Origin of the sequence: Nocardia sp. NPDC058244, assembly GCF_042882065.1 — a bacterium.
In the GTDB taxonomy this organism is placed as follows: Bacteria; Actinomycetota; Actinomycetes; order Mycobacteriales; family Mycobacteriaceae; genus Nocardia.
Genome location: NZ_JBHVWX010000004.1, coordinates 336242 through 353490, shown reverse-complemented (window position 1 = coordinate 353490; position 17249 = coordinate 336242). Strand labels below are relative to the sequence as shown.

Sequence of the window (17249 nt, the reverse complement as noted above, 5' to 3'; positions counted from 1 at the left end):
GCATCCAGGAGGTCTCCGTGCAGGAATCCGCGACCACGATCGCGCTCGGTCCGGACCCGCAGGCGTCCCGTCTGCTGGAGAAGGCGGTCGTCGGGGCGGGTGCCCAGGTCGGCGAGCTCGCCGACGCGGAGGCGCTGATCTGGACCGGCACACCGGGTGCCTTCCCGGCGACGCTGCCCTCGTCGGTGCGTTGGGTGCAGCTGCCCGCGGCGGGGATCGAGGACTACTTCGACGTCGACGTCTTCGCCGCGCACCCCGACGTGCTGTTCACCTCCGCGGCGGGCGCGTTCTCGCACAGCGTCGCCGAGCACGCGCTGATGCTGCTGCTGGCCGGGGTCCGGTATCTGCCCGAGCACCTGCGGGCGACCTCGTGGCAGCAGCGCGAGTTCTTCCCGCATGTCGGCTCGTTGCGCGGCAAGACGGTGACCATCGTCGGCGCGGGCGGGATCGGGCGTGCCCTGATCCCGATGCTGGCGCCGCTGGGCGCGCACGTGATCGCGGTGAACCGGTCGGGCACGCCGGTGACCGGCGACGGCATTCCCGAGGGCATGGAGACGCTGCCCGCCGATCAGCTGAGCCGGGTGTGGTCGCACACCGACCACGTGGTGATCGCGGCGCCGGCGACCGCGCAGACCCGGCATCTGGTCGGCGCCGACGAACTGGCCCGGCTCAAGCCCTCGTCCTGGGTGATCAATGTGGCCCGCGGCAGCCTGGTCGACACCGACGCGCTGGTCGACGCGCTGACCCGGGGCGTGATCGGCGGCGCCGGTCTCGATGTCACCGAGCCCGAGCCGCTGCCGGACGGGCATCCGCTGTGGACGCTGCCGAACGCGATCATCACCCCGCACGACTCGAATCCGCCCCAGCTGCGGCTGGCCGCGTTCGCCGATCACGTCGCCGCGAATGTGGCCCGGTTCGTGGCGGGCGCGCCGCTGCTGGCGATCGTGGAACCGCGCCGCGGCTACTGAGCGATCCGGCCGCGCCCCACCCAGGCCGCGATCTGGCTGCGCTTGGCGAAGCCGAGTTTGGTGAGAATGTGCTGGACATGGTTCTGCGCGGTGCGTTCGGACAGCACCAGCGCGGCGGCGATCTCCCGATTGGTGAGGCCGCGGGCCACCAGGTCGGCGACCTCGCGTTCGCGCGGAGTGAGGGTGGCGCAGTCGTTCCGGTTGGCGGTGAGCACGCGCAGCCGCTCGGCCCAGGGCGGCATGCCGAGCGACACGGCCACCGGCAGGGCGGCCGCGGCCAGGGCGAGCGCGTCGGCGGTGGCGCCGCGGGCGAGGTGGAGTTCGGCGAGTTCGCATTCGGCTTCGACGGCGAACCCGGGCGCGCCGATCGCCCGCGCGATCCGCGCCGCCGACCGCAGCTCGACGCACGCCGCGTCCGGATCATCCAGTGCGGCGGCGAATTTCCCGAGCCACAGGGTGGTCGGACCGAGGTAGTGGGCAGTGCCGCCACCGCCGGTGATGTGTCCGTCGCGGTAGCGCGACAGTCGCTCGCGGAAGTAGGCGACATCGTCGCGCAGACCGAGCGCGACGGCCACCGCGCCGCCGACGGCGAGCACGTTGAGCAGGAAATACGGTGGCACCGGCCACTTCTCGGGCCGGCCCAGGCCGCGATAGAGCGGCTCGGCCTCGGCGATCCTGCCGCTGTCGACCAGGGGGAAGGCGGTACCGAGGGCGGCGAACAACAGGGTGCGGACCTCGCCGCGGATCGGTGCGTGCGGCGGGGCAAGAGCGTGCGGGTCGTGGCCGGTGTGATGGCCGACGACGGCCCGCAGCGCGCGGAAGGCACCCTCCCCCGCGGGATGGCCCAGGGTGGTCGCGAGCGCGTGGGCCCGGCCCGCCCGGTCCAGCGCGTGCGCGAATTCGCCACGGGCCTGCGCCAGCGCCGCTTCGGCGACCAGCAGGTGCCACCGCGCCATCGGGCCACCGGTGTGCTCTGCACACCAGGTCAGGCAGGACAGTTCGCCCGTGACCGCACCCAGATCACCCCGCTCCCACAGGGCGTCGATGCGCCACAGCCTGCCCCACATCTCCACGGCCGGATCGCGGGCCCGTTCGCCCGCCGCGATCATCCGCGCGGCCAGGACGCCGTGTTCGGCTCGGTGGTCGGGTCCGCTGCAGGCGAGCTGACGGGCCCGCAGCGCCGCCGCGAGCACATCCGGATCGTCACCGCGATCGGCCGAGACCAGGGCGGCCCTGCTGGATTCGTCGACGCCGTCGAGCCTGCCGAGGTAGACGGCGGTCTCGGTGGCGCGGGCCAGCAGCCGGGCGCGCAGGGGTTCGGGCAGGTCGTCGGTGGTGAGCGCGTCGGCGCAGGCGTCGGCGATATCACGATCCCAGCCGCGGTCCCCGATCGGTTCGAGGATTAGCGCGGCCTCGGCCCACAGCGCCGGTTCCCCGGCCTTGCGGGCCAGTGCCCGCGCGGCGGCGCAATCGGCGCGGGCGGCGGTCAGGTCACCGGCCCGGACCGCGGCGACGGCGCGCTGGAGCAGCAGTCCGCCCCGGTCGACCGGTGCGAGCGCGGCGGCGTGGGTCAGCGCCAGACCGTACAGCCGCACGGCCTCCTCGAAGGCCAGCTCGCGCAGCGCCACCTCCGCCGCCCGCCGCGCCCAGCGGACAGCGGGCTCGTGCGCGCCGGTCACCGCGGCATTGGCCCAGTGCCAGGCCAGCGCGGCCGCATTCGCTTCGACCGCATCGGGATACAGCGCCTCGATGGCCAGCGCCGCGCGCTGATGCAGGATCACCCGCTGCTGCAGGGACAGCCCGTCGAGCAGGGCCGCCCGCACGAGCGCGTGCGCGAACCGGACGGTGCCCGGTTCGTCGGCGGTCGCCAGCAGCCCGGCCTCGATCGCCTCGTCGACGGCCGCCAGACAGTCCACCGCCGGGCGGACGACCAGCCGGGCGGCGACCGCGATCGAGAACCGCTCGCCCAGGATCGACGCCGCCCGCAGCAGCTCCTGTGCCCGGCTCGACCGCGGCGCCATCCTGGCGCGCACCACCTCACGCAGGCTCGTCGGCAGGCGCAGGGCGCCGTCGGTGGAACCGCGCATCGAGCGACCGAGTTCGCGCAGGTAGAAGGGGTTGCCGCCGGTCATGTCGAAAGCGTCGCCCGCCAGTTCGTCGGGCAGCTCGCGGCCCGCCTCCAGGCACAGGCAGCGCGCCGAGTCGGCCGGGGAGAGCCCGCGCAGCAGCAGGGACGCGGTGACCGGTTCGCGCAGGAGCTCCGGTTTGATCGCGGCCCAGCCGCCGTCGGTCGCACCGGCGCGTTCGATGGCGCACACCATGATCCGGCGCTCGCGCAGCGCGCGGACGACGTAGAGCAGCGCCTGCAACGAGGGCTCGTCGGCCCAGTGGATGTCGTCGACCACCAGCAGCACGCCGGTGTCGGCGCCGTCGAGGCCGGCCGCGAACCCCTCGAACAGCGCGATCCGGTCGGCACTTGGCGCGGGCGTGCCGGTGCCGAGCGCCTGGCGCCACAACCAGAAGGGCGGGGTGTCGGGGAGTTCGAGCGCGCGGGCCCACAGGGTGCGCACCCCGCGGTCACGGGCGCGCCCGGCCAGTTCGGCGACCAGCCGGGTCTTGCCGACACCCGCCTCACCCGAACAGATCACCAGGTGGGGGGCGCCGTGCACCGCGTCGTCGAGCCGGGCCAGCAGATCGGCCAGTTCCCCCTCGCGTCCGATGAGCTCGGTGATCACGCCGCACCTCCGAGTACCAGAGCATACTCGCAGGTGAGGGCCCTACAGAAGGGTCAGGAGGCGGTCCGCTCGACGAACCCGCCGACCGTGACGACGTACTCCTTCGCTTTGTCGTCGTAGCCGATCGAATACGTGGTCGGATACCGCGTGCTGTGCTGATAGGCCTGCGGTTGCGGAATATCACCGGTGAACGAGGGCTTGGTGAGCAACCAGTCCCTGGTGAACATGGGCTCGGTGAAGATGTACTGGCCGTCCCAGGCACCGTTGATCAGGGTCTGGGTGAACTCGCCCGGCGCGACCGGATTGCTCATGTCGACCCAGTGCACGCCCATCGCGGGCACGGCCTGCACCTCGATCGGCTCGGGCAGCGTCGAGCTGTTGGCGGGCATGTACTTCGAATCCGGGTTGTGCGCCGCCTTGGTCAGGAACTCCGGGTCCTGCGGGCTGATCGCCGCCACCGTCGCGTCGTCGACGAAATAGAAGTGGGCGTCGAAGTGCGGCTTGTCGAACATGCCGATCGGCGGGTGACCATGCGGCACCCAGTCGAAGGTGAGGTGGTCGACCACCGTGCCCGCCGCTTCCTTCGGCAGCGCCAGCGGGGGGCTGGCGGGCGGCGGACCCTCCGGCATCGTGGCCGGCATCGGCAGGCCCTCCAGCGCCGCCTCCTGGACGCGCAGGCCGACCTCGGTCGGGGTGCCGCCATCGTCGGTGGTCACGAAGGTGCGGATCTGGCCGTTGCCCAGGGCGCGTTCGTCGCCGTAGTAGGTCTTGTCGGCGTCGTCGCCGCAGGCCGCGGCGGTGGCCAGGACGAGCAGGGCCGCCAGCGCGGCGGTGATGCTTCGCGTGCGCATGGCGCTCACCCGTGCGTGGGTCATGGCTCCTCCGATCGACGGATCTGTCCCGAAGGTAGGAGCCGTGACGGCGGTCGTCGTCCGCCGAAATACTCATCTCGCTACTCAGAGCGCCCGAAGTTTCCATCCGGACGGAAGAACGATGCGCCGGAATCGGACACGACGGTTAGGCTGTCCTCGTCCTGGTTCGGTAAGGATGGGATCGGCAATGGGATGGACCTTCAACGCTGACGAATTCGCGCACGTGTGGCGGGAATCCGGTCAGGACAGAATGCCCTTCCCGATCCGGGTGCTCGAATCACCGCGCACCGAGGACGAGGCCGCCCGATTGCGCGCCGACCTCGATCATCGACTACCCGGCGGCGGCGACCCCGACCTCGCCGCCTGCCTGCGGATCGTCGCCGCACCCCACGCCAGGATCGCGCTCGTCGGCGGCGCGCACACCCCCGGCAGCGAGATCCGGTTGCTCGCCTGCTCGGTCTTCGATCACGCGGTCCTCATCGTCCAGGAGCCCGGCGCCCGGCCCGACTACGGTGGCCGCGTGCGGGTTTCGATCGGGCACACCGCCGGGATCGGGGCCAGGGTCGCCGCCTGTCTGCCCGACACCCCGCCCGGCCGGGAACCGGCGCGCGAGGCCGCCGCCGACGCCGTCCGCGACGAGGAGACCGTGGTCGCGACCCATCCCGCGGTCCCCCGGATCCAGCGCCTGCTGCGCCGCCCGCACACCGCGGAGGGCCACATCCGCATCGAGACCGGGCTGGACCGCGCCACGCCGGTGCCGCCGGTGCATTACAGCTGGATCGATGTGGCCGGCGACGGCCGCTATCTGCTGCGCGCGGGGGAAACGGTGCACGTCGTGCCCGCCGCGGCCGGCCAGCTGGCCGCCCAGCTGCAGCGCAGGCTCGCTCCTGTGCACAGTTCCAACACCAGAAGGTCCGGCTAGCCTGGACGCCGACGCACGATCTGGAGGGGAGACGCGATGACGATCGAGAGCAGCAGAGCCGAGATCTCCCGGTTCCGCAGCGCCGCCGCGGCGGGGACCGTGAAGTTCGATCCCGATGCCGCGCGCCGCTGCGCCGACCTCTACGAACAGCAGGCCGACCGGCTCGGACAGCTCCGTCAGCGCCTCGAATCCGCCGGTGAGGCAGGCGGATTCGGCGGTTTCGTCTCCGCGCAGCAGCTGCAGGCCGGGTTCGCGCACAAGGCCCGCGACGCCGCCGATCTGCTCGACCACTACATCGAGGCCGCCTACCGGATGAAAGAGGCGTTCCTGCTCAGCGCCGGTCTGCTCGACGAGGCCGACGCCGCCGCGGCCGCCGCCCTGCGCGCGGTCGACCCGAGGCGGCGCTGATGGGCGGCACCGACCCCACCTACATCAGTGCGATGGAGCATTTCGAGTCCATACCGCACGAGCAGATCTATGCCCGCACCCAGCAGATCGACGCGGCCGAGGTGCTCGACGCCTCGCTCGCCTGGCTGGAGAGCGCCGCCGCGCTGACCACGACCATGCCGCTGACCAGGTCCAATGCCGACCGCGTCATCGACGAGACCGGGTGGGAGGGCGCCGCGGCCGACGCCGCCTTCGCCAGCACCCGCAGCTTCGCCGACTCGATCGGCGAGCTGGCGACGGTCTTCGGCGAGGTCGGCGCCCGCCTCGGCGGCGTCGCCGCGGCCGCGGAAGCGGTGAAGCTCGCGGTGGTGGCGCCCGGCGGGTCCGGGCCGATCGGCACCATCGCGCGGTTGCTCGAGGCCGCCCATGTCATCGACGCGCAGATGGCGGCGGAGGCGTTGCGGCAGGAAGCCGTGCTGGCGATGAACATGATCTACAAGCCCGCGTACTCGCTGGCCGGGACGGGTGTGCCCGCCTTGCCCGCGCCGCCGGGGTCCCCGGGGTCGCCACCGTCGACGGAACAGGGACGTAACGGGTCGTCGCCGGGGTACACGCAACCCTCTGTACCGCAGGGTGATTCGACGCAGGGCGGTTCGGCGCCCGATACCGGCGGCACGACCGCGCCGGGCGCTGGGAACGGCGAAAGCTCGGCACCGAGCCAGACTCCGGCCCCGAACACCGAAACACCGAAGCCGGACACCACTCCCACACCGTCGAGCGAGACACCCGCTCCCCCGACCACCACCCCGGCTCCGGCGACCCCCGCCCCGACGACGGAACAATCCGCTCCGACCAGCGAACGACCGGCACCGTCCACAACCGACCAACCGGCACCTCCCGCTCCGACGTCGGAACCGCCTGCGCCACAACCGGAACCCACCACCGAGGCGCCTCAGTCCCCCGCGCCCACGTCCGAACAGCCCGCCCCCCAACCGGAACCCGCACCGCCTACCCCCGAACCGGCGCCCCAGGCCCCCGCCCCGACATCCGAGCAACCTGCACCGGAGCCTCCGGCGCCGACGACGGAACCGCCCGCGCCCACCTCGGATCAGCCTGCACCGCAACCGGAACCCGCGCGCCCCACCCCCGAACCGGCGCCGCAATCCCCTGCACCGTCCTCGGAACAGTCTGTGCCGCAGCCGGAAACGTCAGCGCCACCCGCGCCGCAGAGCCCCGCACCGGAAGCACCCGCACCGCAACCGGTTCCGCGAGCACCGGAACCACACGCGGGCATCGTGGTGCCGCCGGTCCCCGGTGGACCGGTCGATCCGGGCGGACAGCCGGGCGTCACCGGCCCGATCCCGGAAACGCCCGAACCACGGCCGCAACCTGCGACACCCCCGCCCGCACCACCCCTGGACCTGGATCAGCCAGGCGTCATTCCGCCACGGCGGTAGGCCGCCGCGATCGCGGGGCCGGTCGACGTTCAGGCTGTCCCTCCCCTCGGCGGTCGGAGGTCGGGCGGTTCCCGTCGCCTAAGCAGCCAGAGGTCAGGCTGATCTCCTCGCGCCTAGCGGTGGGCCACATGTTTCGGCGCTGAACGGGCTCGACCGGTTCGCCCCGTGCGGGTGAACCGCAGAGTTCTGGAAGGGCACGACGCCGAGTCGCGGAAGCGAGTCCACTCCGGCGCGGCCTCGATCTCGGTCGCGAAAGGTCTACCCGTGGGCGATGTTTCCGTTGTCGGAGGTCGGGATCAGACCTTGACCAGGTCGTCGGCGTGGATGACCGGGCGCTGCATGGTGTCGGGGAGTTCGGTGGTGGAGCGGCCGAGCATGGTGGTCAGTTCGGTGCTGTCGTATTCGACGACACCGCGGGCGACCACGCGGTTGTCGGGGCTGACCAGGTCGACGACGTCGCCGCCGAAGAAGCGGCCGCGCACGCCGGTGATGCCCGCGGCGAGCAGGGAGCGGCGTTTGGCGACGGCCTCGACGGCGCCCGCGTCGATCAGGACCGCGCCGCGGGTGTCGGCGGCGTGGCGGACCCAGAACTTGCGGCCGGACAGGCGGACCGGGCGGGCGGCGAAGGCGGTGCCGACGGTGCCGTCGGCCAGCGCCGTCGCGGCGTCGGCGGCCGAGGCCAGCAGCACGGGGATGCCCGCGTCGGCGGCCAGGCGGGCGGCCGACAGCTTCGAGGCCATGCCGCCGGTGCCGAGCGCGCCACCGCTGCCCGCGATGACGCCGTCGAGGTCGGCGCTGCTGCGCACCTCGGGGATGAAGTTCGCGGCGCCCTTGCGCGGGTCGCCGTCGTAGAGGCCGGAGACGTCCGAGAGCAGGATCAGGGCGTCGGCGCCGACCAGGTGCGCCACCAGGGCGGCGAGGCGGTCGTTGTCGCCGAAGCGGATCTCCTCGGTGGCGACGGTGTCGTTCTCGTTGACCACGGCGATCGCGCCGAGCGACCGTAGTCGGTCGAGGGTGCGCTGGGCGTTGCGGTGGTGCTCGCGGCGGGCGAAATCGTCGGCGGAGAGCAGCACCTGGCCGACCGTGCGGTCGTAGCGGGCGAACGAGGTGCCCCAGGCGTGCGCGAGGGCCAGCTGGCCGACGCTCGCCGCGGCCTGCTTGGTGGCCAGGTCCTTGGGCCTGCGCGACAGGCCGAGCGGGGCGATGCCCGCGCCGATCGCGCCGGAGGACACCACGACCACGTCCGAGCCGGCCCGCATCCGCGCCTCCACGGCGTCGGCCAGCCGGTCGAGCCGGTCGGTGTCCAGACCGCCCTCGAGGCTGGTCAGCGCCGACGAACCGATCTTCACCACGACCGCGCGCGCCGACACGATGGCCTGGCGCGCCGCACTCAGCTCCGAACTCACCCGCATAGCCTTACTCCCTGCACCGCGATCACCATCGTCGACGGTCCCGGCGCGAGCCGGTGACCCACCGCAGTATGCCGATCGAACGGCCGCGCGCGACACCGGTTTTCGGTGCCGCGCGGCGGCCGGACCCCTTACTTCTCGTTCTCGTCGAGCAGCCCGCGACGCGCCCGCGACGCGTGCTTGCGCTCGGCCGCGCCGACCCGGCTGTTGTTCTCCAGCCGCACATCGGTGCCGCGCCCGGTCGGCACGATGTCGACACCCGCGGACACCTGCGGCTCCCACTCGAACGACACGTCGCCGATGGTCACCGAGCACCCCGGCTCGGCACCCTGCTTGACCAGCTCCGCCTCGACACCGAGGCGGGCCAGCCGGTCGGCGAGGTAGCCGACGGCTTCGTCGTTGTCGAACTGGGTCTGGCGCACCCAGCGCTCCGGCCGGGTGCCGCGCACGATGAAGCCACCCGGCTCCTGCGGATCGGCGATGACGCTGAACCCGGACTCGTCGGTCGCGATCGGGCGGATGATCTGGCGCTTGGGCGCGGCCTTGGGATGATCCTCGCGATACTGGCGGACCATGTCGGCCAGCGCGAAGGTCAGCGGACGCAGCCCGGCGCGGCTCACCGCGGAGATCTCGAACACCGGCCAGCCGCGTTCGGTGAACTCGGCGGTCACCATCTCGGCCAGTTCGGCGGCGTCGGGGACATCGGTCTTGTTCAGGATGACCACGCGGGGGCGGTCGGCCAGATCGCCGAGACTCGCGTCACCGGCCAGCGCCGGCTTGTACGCGGCCAGTTCGGCTTCCAGCGCGTCGACATCGGAGACAGGGTCGCGGCCCGGTTCGAGGGTCGCGCAGTCGACGACGTGGGCGAGCACGGCGCAGCGCTCCAGGTGGCGCAGAAAGTCCAGGCCGAGGCCGCGGCCGTCACTGGCGCCGGGGATCAGACCCGGCACGTCGGCGACGGTGAAGGTGGTGTCGCCGCTGGCGACGACGCCCAGGTTCGGGACCAGGGTGGTGAACGGGTAGTCGGCGATCTTGGGCTTGGCGGCCGAGAGCACCGACACCAGCGAGGACTTGCCCGCCGACGGGAACCCGACCAGGCCGACGTCGGCGACCGACTTCAGCTCCAGCACCAGGTCGAGCTCTTCGCCCTCTTCACCGAGCAGCGCGAAACCGGGCGCCTTGCGCGCCTTGGACGCCAGCGAGGCGTTGCCGAGACCGCCGCGACCGCCCTTGGCGACCACGAACTTGTTGCCAGCGCCGACCAGGTCGACGACGACCGCACCGGCGGAATCGACCACCACGGTGCCGTCGGGCACCTTCAGCACCAGATCGGTGCCCATCTTGCCGTCGCGATTGCCGCCCTCGCCGGGCTTGCCGTTGCCTGCCTTGGCGTGCGGGTGGAAATGGAAGTCGAGCAGGGTGTGGACGTTGGCGTCGACCTCGAGGATCACGTCCCCGCCGTTGCCGCCGTTGCCGCCGTCGGGACCACCGAGCGGCTTGAACTTCTCACGATGCACCGAGGCGCAACCGTGTCCACCTCTACCGGCACGAACATGCAGCACGACGCGGTCGATGAATTTGGACATGGGTTGATCCTCCTCCTTCTGACTGGTCGATTGCGGTAAGGGTGGGCGAACACGACGGAGCGGGTCAGGGAAACAACCCTGACCCGCTCCGGTGTCCGTGGGGAGCTGACGCTCCAGGCGGTCAGGCCTGGGCCGGCTCCGGGACGACGATGTTGACGGTCTTGCGGCCACGCTTGGTGCCGAACTCGACCGCGCCCGCCGCGAGGGCGAACAGGGTGTCGTCGCCGCCACGACCGACGTTCACGCCGGGGTGGAAGTGGGTTCCGCGCTGACGGACGAGGATCTCGCCCGCGCTGACCTTCTGGCCACCGAAGCGCTTCACGCCGAGGCGCTGGGCGTTCGAATCACGACCGTTCCGGGAGCTGGATGCACCCTTCTTATGTGCCATTGCTTCGTCTCCTCGGGATGTCTTACTTGATGCCGGTGACCTTGATGACCGTCAGCGGCTGACGGTGACCCTGGCGCTTGTGGTAGCCGGTCTTGTTCTTGAACTTGTGGATCCGGATCTTCGGGCCCTTGGTCTGGTCGACGACCTCGGCGGCCACGGAGATCTTGGCCAGCTTGTCGGCGTCGGTGGTCAGATCGGCGCCGTCGACGACGAGAACCGGGGTCAGGGCCACGGCGGTGCCGGGCTCGCCCTCGATCTTCTCGACCTTCACCAGGTCACCGACCGCGACCTTGTACTGCTTTCCGCCGGTCTTGACGATTGCGTACGCTGCCATCGGTCGGCTTCCTCCACTCACGTTGGTCGTGCTCGTTTCACGTCACAGCTGCGCGACGCGTGTTCTTGACTGGGGCTCATTCCCGCGAACGGGGAGAGCAACGGTCACTTGCCTGCGGTATCACCCTGCCGTTCGGCTAGGTGCCCAATCGCGGGGCAGCGACCGACCTAGGTTACCAGACCGGTATCCACTCCCCCAATTCGGCCGGTCAGGGCCGGATCGGGGGCCTGCGCGCGAGGAGGGCTCCCCGCGCGCAGGTGGCCTCCTAGTTCGATTCGGCCGCGGGCGCGCCCGCCGGCCTGCCCACCGCGCGACGGCGCGGCTTGCGGGCGGGGACGACGACCGGCTCGGCGGCGAAGTCCACCACCGCCGTGGCGGGCGGCTGCTCGCTCGTCGACAGGACGAACACCGCGCCCGCGCTGTCGGGGGCGGGTGCCGCCGTCGAGCGGGCCACCCGGCGCCTGCGCGGTGCGCGGGCAGCGGGCTCCTCGACGACCGGCTCCGGTTCGGGCTCGGCCTGCTCGGGCTCCGGCTCGGCGACCGCCTCGGCCGCGACGGGCTCCGGCTCGACGTCCGCCGGGACCGGTTCCGGCTCGACCGGCGTCGGCTCGGCGACGGGCTCGACCGGGGTCTCGGCGGCGACGGCCGGGGCCGTCTCCTCGGCCTGCTCGGCCGGGATGACCCCGGTCAGCGCGGGACTGTCGACCGCCGACTCGGCCTGGGCGGCCGCGCCCCGGCTCGACCGGCGCGACCGGGACCGCGAGCGCGAACGGGTCGGCTCGGCGGGCGCCTCCTCGGTGGCCACGGCCTCGGCCACGACCTCCTCGGCGGGCTCGCCGTCCTCACCGTGGTGGGCGGCCATCGCGAGCGCGACCGGATGGGCCCGCTTGACCGCGATGTCCTCCTCACCGTGCTCGGCGGGTGCGGTGCCATTGGTCGCCGGCGCGGCCGTGGCGGCGGGCTTGTCCTGGCTCTTGTCCTTGCCGCGACGACGCCGCGACGAGCCTTCCTTGGCCCGGCTGCCCGAGTCCTCGGCACCGGACCCGGCGTCGACCGGGTAGGAGTGCACGAGGATGCCGCGCCCGTGGCAATGCTCACAGGTGGTGGAGAACGCCTCGACCAGACCGGTGCCCAGCTTCTTGCGGGTCATCTGGACCAGGCCGAGCGAGGTCACCTCCGACACCTGGTGGCGGGTGCGGTCGCGGCCCAGTGCCTCGGTGAGCCTGCGCAGCACCAGGTCACGGTTGGATTCGAGCACCATGTCGATGAAGTCGACGACGATCATGCCGCCGATGTCGCGCAGCCGCATCTGGCGCACGATCTCCTCGGCCGCCTCCAGGTTGTTCCTGGTGACGGTCTCCTCCAGGTTGCTCGACCCGGAACCGGTGAACTTGCCGGTGTTGACGTCGACGACGGTCATCGCCTCGGTGCGGTCGATCACCAGGGTGCCGCCCGAGGGCAGCCACACCTTGCGGTCGAGCGCCTTGGCCAGCTGCTCGTCGATGCGGAAGGTCTCGAACACGTCGACACCGTTGTTCTCGTGCTGGTTCACCCGCGGCAGCAGGTCCGGCGCGACGGTGCGGACGTAGTTCTCGACGGTGCTCCAGGCCCGGTCACCTTCGATGACCAGCCTGGCGAAATCCTCGTTGAACAGGTCGCGGATCACCTTGACCAGCAGGTCCGGCTCTTCGTAGAGGGCCTTGGGCGCGTTGGACTCCTTGGCCGCGGCCTCCTCGATGGTGCGCCAGGTGGCCTGCAGCCGCTCGACGTCGCGGGCCAGTTCGGGCTCGCTGACGCCCTCGGACGCGGTGCGGATGATCACACCGGCGTCGGCGGGCACGATTTCGCGCAGGATCTCCTTGAGCCGCTTGCGCTCGGTGTCGGGCAGCTTGCGGCTGATCCCGGTGGAGGTGCCGCCCGGCACGTACACCAGGAAGCGACCCGCGAGCGAGATCTGCGTGGTCAGGCGGGCGCCCTTGTGACCGACCGGGTCCTTGGACACCTGCACCAGCACCTGATCGCCGGGCTTGAGCGCCTGCTCGATCTTGCGCTCCTTGCCGCCGAGACCGGCGGCGTCCCAGTTCACCTCACCGGCGTAGAGCACGCCGTTGCGGCCACGGCCGATGTCGATGAACGCGGCCTCCATGCTGGGCAGCACGTTCTGCACCTTGCCGAGGTAGACATTGCCCACCATCGACGCCTGGCCGGAACTGGTCACGAAGTGCTCGACCAGGATGTTGTCCTCGAGCACCGCCACCTGGGTGGTGATCTGGTGCCCCGGCGCGTGCTCGGCGGCGTCGAACGACTTCTCCCGCACGACCATCACCCGGTCGACCGCCTCACGGCGGGCCAGGAACTCCGACTCGGTCAGGATCGGCGGACGACGGCGACCGGCCTCCCGGCCGTCCCGGCGACGCTGCCGCTTGGCCTCGAGCCGGGTGGAACCGGAGATGCCCTGTACCTCGTCGGACCCGGCCCGGCCGCGGCTCTTGTTGCGCGGCTCACGCTCGTGCACGACGGTGTTCGGCGGATCGTCGTCGGCGGCGTCGGCGTCGCCACCCTCCCCACCGACCTTGCGGCGGCGACGACGGCGACGGCGACGGCTCGCGCCCTCGGGCTGGTTGTCGTCCTCGTCGTCGGACTCGGCGTCGGTGTCCTCGGCCTGCTCGGCCTCGTCGGTGGCGGCCTCCGACGACGCGGACTCGTCGTCGGCGTCGTGCTCGGCGCCCTCGGTGTCGGTGTCGTCGCCGTCGGCGGACTGCTCGCCCCGGCCACGGCCGCGGCCACGACGGCCACGGCGACGGCGGCGCGGCTGGCCGTCGGCGTCGTCGTTGTCACCGGCGGCGTCGGACTCGTCCTCGGCGTCGGTGGTCTCGGGCTCGGGCTCGACGTCGGCGACCGGCTCCTCGGTCCGCTTGGCCGTGCGCTCGGCCCGGCGGCGCTTGCGCGTCTCCTCGGCGGCGGTGGCATCCGGCGGCAGGAACAGCGGCGCGGTGAACGCGGGCGCGTCGAAGCCCGCGGCCTCGGCGGGCGCCGGGGTCTCGGTGGACCGATGGGTGAACAGATCGGTGTGCGCATCGCTCGTGGCGAACACGCCCTCGGTGCTCGCGACGTCGGGCGCCGAGAACATCGGCGCGGGCGCCGTGCTGGAGTCGGCCGGCTGCTCGGCGACGGGGGTGGCGGGCGACGGTGCCGCCGCGGGGGTGGATGCTGGGGATTCGCCGGTCTCGGCGTCGGCGGCGGCGATCGCGTCGCGCACGGTCTCGGCGACCGCGCGATCCACATTCGATTGGACGCTGCGCGCCTCGGTCCCCAGTTCGGCCAGTTTGGCCAGGATGCGTTTGCTGGTCACTCCCAACCGCTTGGCCAGTGCATGAACTCGAATTCGCTCCGGCAATTGATCGGCATCCTGTTGTGTTGTGTCCAGCGGCTCTGTATCGGCCACGAAGTCTCCTCGGGCCCCCGGGCGCGTCCCTCCCCGGTACGGGAGTGACGCGGCCGACGCGGGGGCATCGTCCGTGCACCTCGTACCGATGGTACGAGGGTCATCTGGTCTCGCCCCGCGTGTCCGGTCTCACCTCGATCGATCTTCTGGCGGGCCAACCGGTCACGCGGCGCCTGGCTGTACGGCGTGACGCCGCGCTCCGAGCGCTCATCCAGCGTGCCTGCGCGGGCAACCCCAGCAACAGGGTCGTCCGTGGCAGCGATGATCGGCATCCAACCGCGGTGTCATCCGGTCATGTTCGTCACCGTCGTCGCGTACCTGCGCGACAGGCTGTCACCAACCGCCCTGTTCGAGCATCGGTGACGAACACATCCGTAGTCAGTATCCCATACGGTTCGCGCGGGGATCGCCATCGGCGCAACTCACGCGAACCTCGGCCGCTCGAGCCCGTCGCGTCCGCACCGGACGCGACGAGCGAGTACAGCGCGTTCAGGCAGGGAACTCGGGGAACCAGAGCGCGATCTCGCGCTTGGCGGACTCGGGCGAGTCGGAACCGTGAACGAGGTTGAACTGGGTCTCCAGACCGAAGTCACCGCGGATGGTGCCGGGGGTGGCCTTCTCGACCGGATCGGTGCCGCCGGCCAGCTGACGGAAAGCGGCGATCGCGCGCGGGCCCGACAGCACGGCCGCGACGACGGGGCCCGAGGTGATGAACTCGATCAGCGAACCGAAGAACGGGCGCTCGGCGTGCTCGGCGTAGTGCTCCTCGGCCAGCGCGGTCGACACGTTCTTCAGCTCCAGCGCCTCGAGGGTCAGGCCCTTGCGCTCGATGCGGGCGAGCACCTCGCCGACGAGGCCACGGGAGACGCCGTCCGGCTTGATGAGTACCAAAGTCTGCTCAGTCACGGCGCCACTCTAACCGGCGTCGCCGCCCGGAGCCGAACTCGTGTCAGTTCGGCCACCCATTCGCTGACTGGGCAGTAGCCCCGCGTCCATCCGGCGCTGCACATCCGAGCGCAGCACGAGGATGAACGCCCACACCGCGACGAACACCAGGCCGATGATGCCGATCGACAGGTGGATGAACGTGCCTGCCAGCAGCAGCACCTGCAGACCGATGGTGAACGGGATCGCCCACGGCTTGCGCTGCACACCGGCGCCAAGGACCATCAGCACCGCGAGCACCACCAGGTAGGTGCCGGAGAACCAGGTGACCCCACCGCCGACATCGGCGACCACCGGCAGCGCCAGCAGCACCACGATGGCCTCGAGGACCAGGGTGCCCGCCATCACCCCGCGCAGACCCTTCCACGGGTCGGTGGTGGGCGGTGGAACCTCACTCATGCCGGAGCCTTTCCGAAGAGGGCGCGCGCGGCGCCCGCGGTCACCACCGAGCCGGTGACCACGACGCCGGCGCCCGAGATCACGTCACCGTCGTCGCCCGCCTGCTCGGCCAGAGCGATCGCCGATTCCAGCGCGTCGGGCAGGGTCTCGGCGGTGATCACCCGCTCGTCGCCGAAACGCTGCACGGCCAGATCGGCGAGCGCGTCGACGTCCATCGCCCGCGGTGACCCGTTGCTGGTGACCACGATCTCGTCGAAGACCGGTTCCAGCGCGTCGAGGATGCCCGCCGCGTCCTTGTCCGCGAGCACGGCGACGACGCCGACCAGCTTGCGGAAGTCGAACTCGGTGGTCAGGGTGTTCGCCAGCGCCGTCGCGCCCGCGGGGTTGTGCGCCGCGTCGACGAAGATGGTGGGCGCGTTGCGCATCCGCTCCATCCGGCCCGGACTGGCCGCGCTCGCGAAACCCGCGCGCACGGCCTCGATGTCGAGCTGACGATCGGCGCCCGCGCCGAAGAACGCCTCCACCGCGGCCAGCGCGAGCGAGGCGTTGCGGGCCTGGTGCTCGCCGTGCAGCGGCAGGAAGATCTCGTCGTAGACGCCGCCGAGCCCCTGCAGGGTCAGCAGCTGACCGCCGACCGCGACGGCCCGCTCCAGCACCCGGAACTCCGCGCCCTCGCGGGCGACCGCGGCGTCGGCCTCGACGGCGCGGCGCAGCAGCACGTCCATCACCTCGGGCTCCTGCTCGGCGATCACCGCGACGGTGTCGACCGGGATCAGCGCCTCGGGGGCGCGCTTGATGATCCCGGCCTTCTCCTTGGCGATCGAGGGGAGATCGGGGCCGAGGTACTCGGTGTGGTCGAGGCCGATCGGGGTGATCACCGCGACCTGCCCGTCGATGACATTGGTCGCGTCCCAGGTGCCGCCCATGCCGGTCTCGACCACGGCCACGTCGACCGGCGCCTCGGCGAAGGCCGCGTAGGCCATACCGGTGAGCACCTCGAACTTGCTCATGGCCGGGCCGCCGGCCGCCTCGGACTGCTGGTCGATCATCCCGATGTAGGGCTCGAGCTCGCGGAAGGTCTCCACGTAGCGGGCCGGGCTGATCGGCGCGTTGTCGATGCTGATCCGCTCGGTCGCCAGCTGCAGGTGCGGGCTGGTGATCCGGCCGGTGCGCCGGTGCAGCGCGGTGAGCAGGGCGTCGATCATCCTGGTCACCGACGTCTTGCCGTTGGTGCCTGCGACGTGGATCGCCGGATAGTTGCGCTGCGGGTTGCCCAGCAGATCCATCAGCGTGCTGATCCTGGTCAGCGACGGCTCGATCTTGGTCTCGGGCCAGCGCTTGTCGAGTTCGGCCTCGACCAGCGCCATCTCGGCCAGGTCGACCGGCGACGGTCCGGCGCCGA

14 protein-coding genes are annotated in these 17249 nt (G+C 71.8%); 4 read left to right on the top strand and 10 right to left on the bottom strand.

The window, feature by feature from the left end; all coding sequences use genetic code 11:
- The first annotated feature begins 17 nt into the window (after positions 1-17).
- Positions 18-968 carry a D-isomer specific 2-hydroxyacid dehydrogenase family protein gene (locus ACFVW6_RS14755; RefSeq protein ID WP_378828175.1) on the top strand — a complete coding sequence of 317 codons (951 nt, stop codon included), beginning with the start codon at positions 18-20 and terminating at the stop codon, positions 966-968.
- Here the strand turns inward: ACFVW6_RS14755 and ACFVW6_RS14750 are convergent.
- Both ACFVW6_RS14750 and ACFVW6_RS14745 read right to left on the bottom strand, forming a co-directional pair.
- A complete protein-coding gene (locus ACFVW6_RS14750) occupies positions 962-3703 on the bottom strand; it encodes an ATP-binding protein (protein WP_378827593.1) in 2742 nt (913 codons plus the stop codon). The genes ACFVW6_RS14755 and ACFVW6_RS14750 overlap by 7 nt on opposite strands.
- A 53-nt stretch (positions 3704-3756) precedes the next feature.
- Positions 3757-4554 carry a DUF5602 domain-containing protein gene (locus ACFVW6_RS14745; RefSeq protein WP_387791803.1) on the bottom strand — a complete coding sequence of 266 codons (798 nt, stop codon included), beginning with the start codon at positions 4552-4554 and terminating at the stop codon, positions 3757-3759.
- A gap of 208 nt (positions 4555-4762) precedes the next feature.
- Between ACFVW6_RS14745 and ACFVW6_RS14740 the strand changes: the two genes are divergently transcribed.
- Genes ACFVW6_RS14740 through ACFVW6_RS14730 form a run of 3 tightly spaced genes read left to right on the top strand, consistent with a single transcriptional unit; the run spans position 4763 to position 7341 of the window.
- Positions 4763-5497, top strand: coding sequence for an ESX secretion-associated protein EspG (locus ACFVW6_RS14740; RefSeq protein WP_378827597.1), 735 nt, complete (start codon positions 4763-4765; stop codon positions 5495-5497).
- Between the two features lie 36 nt (positions 5498-5533).
- Entirely contained in the window at positions 5534-5905 is a 372-nt protein-coding gene (locus ACFVW6_RS14735) for a hypothetical protein (RefSeq protein WP_357348073.1), read from the top strand.
- Positions 5905-7341 carry a hypothetical protein gene (locus tag ACFVW6_RS14730; protein ID WP_378827600.1) on the top strand — a complete coding sequence of 479 codons (1437 nt, stop codon included), beginning with the start codon at positions 5905-5907 and terminating at the stop codon, positions 7339-7341. Before ACFVW6_RS14735 ends, ACFVW6_RS14730 begins: the two co-directional genes overlap by 1 nt.
- Before the next feature lie 296 nt (positions 7342-7637).
- On the opposite strand, the gene proB is transcribed toward ACFVW6_RS14730, so the two are convergent.
- The 8 genes from proB to ACFVW6_RS14690 form a co-directional block, all read right to left on the bottom strand.
- Positions 7638-8735 carry a glutamate 5-kinase gene (gene proB / locus ACFVW6_RS14725; RefSeq protein WP_355277201.1) on the bottom strand — a complete coding sequence of 366 codons (1098 nt, stop codon included), beginning with the start codon at positions 8733-8735 and terminating at the stop codon, positions 7638-7640.
- Positions 8736-8881: 146 nt separating this feature from the next.
- Positions 8882-10336 (bottom strand): GTPase ObgE, encoded by a 1455-nt coding sequence (obgE, locus tag ACFVW6_RS14720; RefSeq protein WP_355277126.1) that lies wholly within the window; start codon positions 10334-10336, stop codon positions 8882-8884.
- A 121-nt stretch (positions 10337-10457) separates the two neighbouring features.
- On the bottom strand, positions 10458-10724 hold the full coding sequence (rpmA, locus tag ACFVW6_RS14715; protein ID WP_022567181.1) for a 50S ribosomal protein L27: 267 nt from the start codon (positions 10722-10724) through the stop codon (positions 10458-10460).
- A 22-nt stretch (positions 10725-10746) separates the two neighbouring features.
- The gene (gene rplU, locus ACFVW6_RS14710) at positions 10747-11058 is read right to left on the bottom strand and encodes a 50S ribosomal protein L21 (protein ID WP_110039506.1); all 312 of its coding nucleotides are present in this window, start codon (positions 11056-11058) and stop codon (positions 10747-10749) included.
- 265 nt (positions 11059-11323) lie between these two features.
- Positions 11324-14410 carry an Rne/Rng family ribonuclease gene (locus tag ACFVW6_RS14705; RefSeq protein ID WP_378827603.1) on the bottom strand — a complete coding sequence of 1029 codons (3087 nt, stop codon included), beginning with the start codon at positions 14408-14410 and terminating at the stop codon, positions 11324-11326.
- 582 nt (positions 14411-14992) lie between these two features.
- Positions 14993-15409 carry a nucleoside-diphosphate kinase gene (gene ndk, locus ACFVW6_RS14700; RefSeq protein ID WP_378827605.1) on the bottom strand — a complete coding sequence of 139 codons (417 nt, stop codon included), beginning with the start codon at positions 15407-15409 and terminating at the stop codon, positions 14993-14995.
- Between the two features lie 9 nt (positions 15410-15418).
- A complete protein-coding gene (locus ACFVW6_RS14695) occupies positions 15419-15847 on the bottom strand; it encodes a DUF4233 domain-containing protein (RefSeq protein ID WP_378827607.1) in 429 nt (142 codons plus the stop codon).
- Entirely contained in the window at positions 15844-17214 is a 1371-nt protein-coding gene (locus ACFVW6_RS14690; protein WP_357348482.1) for a folylpolyglutamate synthase/dihydrofolate synthase family protein, read from the bottom strand. Before ACFVW6_RS14690 ends, ACFVW6_RS14695 begins: the two co-directional genes overlap by 4 nt.
- Positions 17215-17249: the final 35 nt, after the last annotated feature.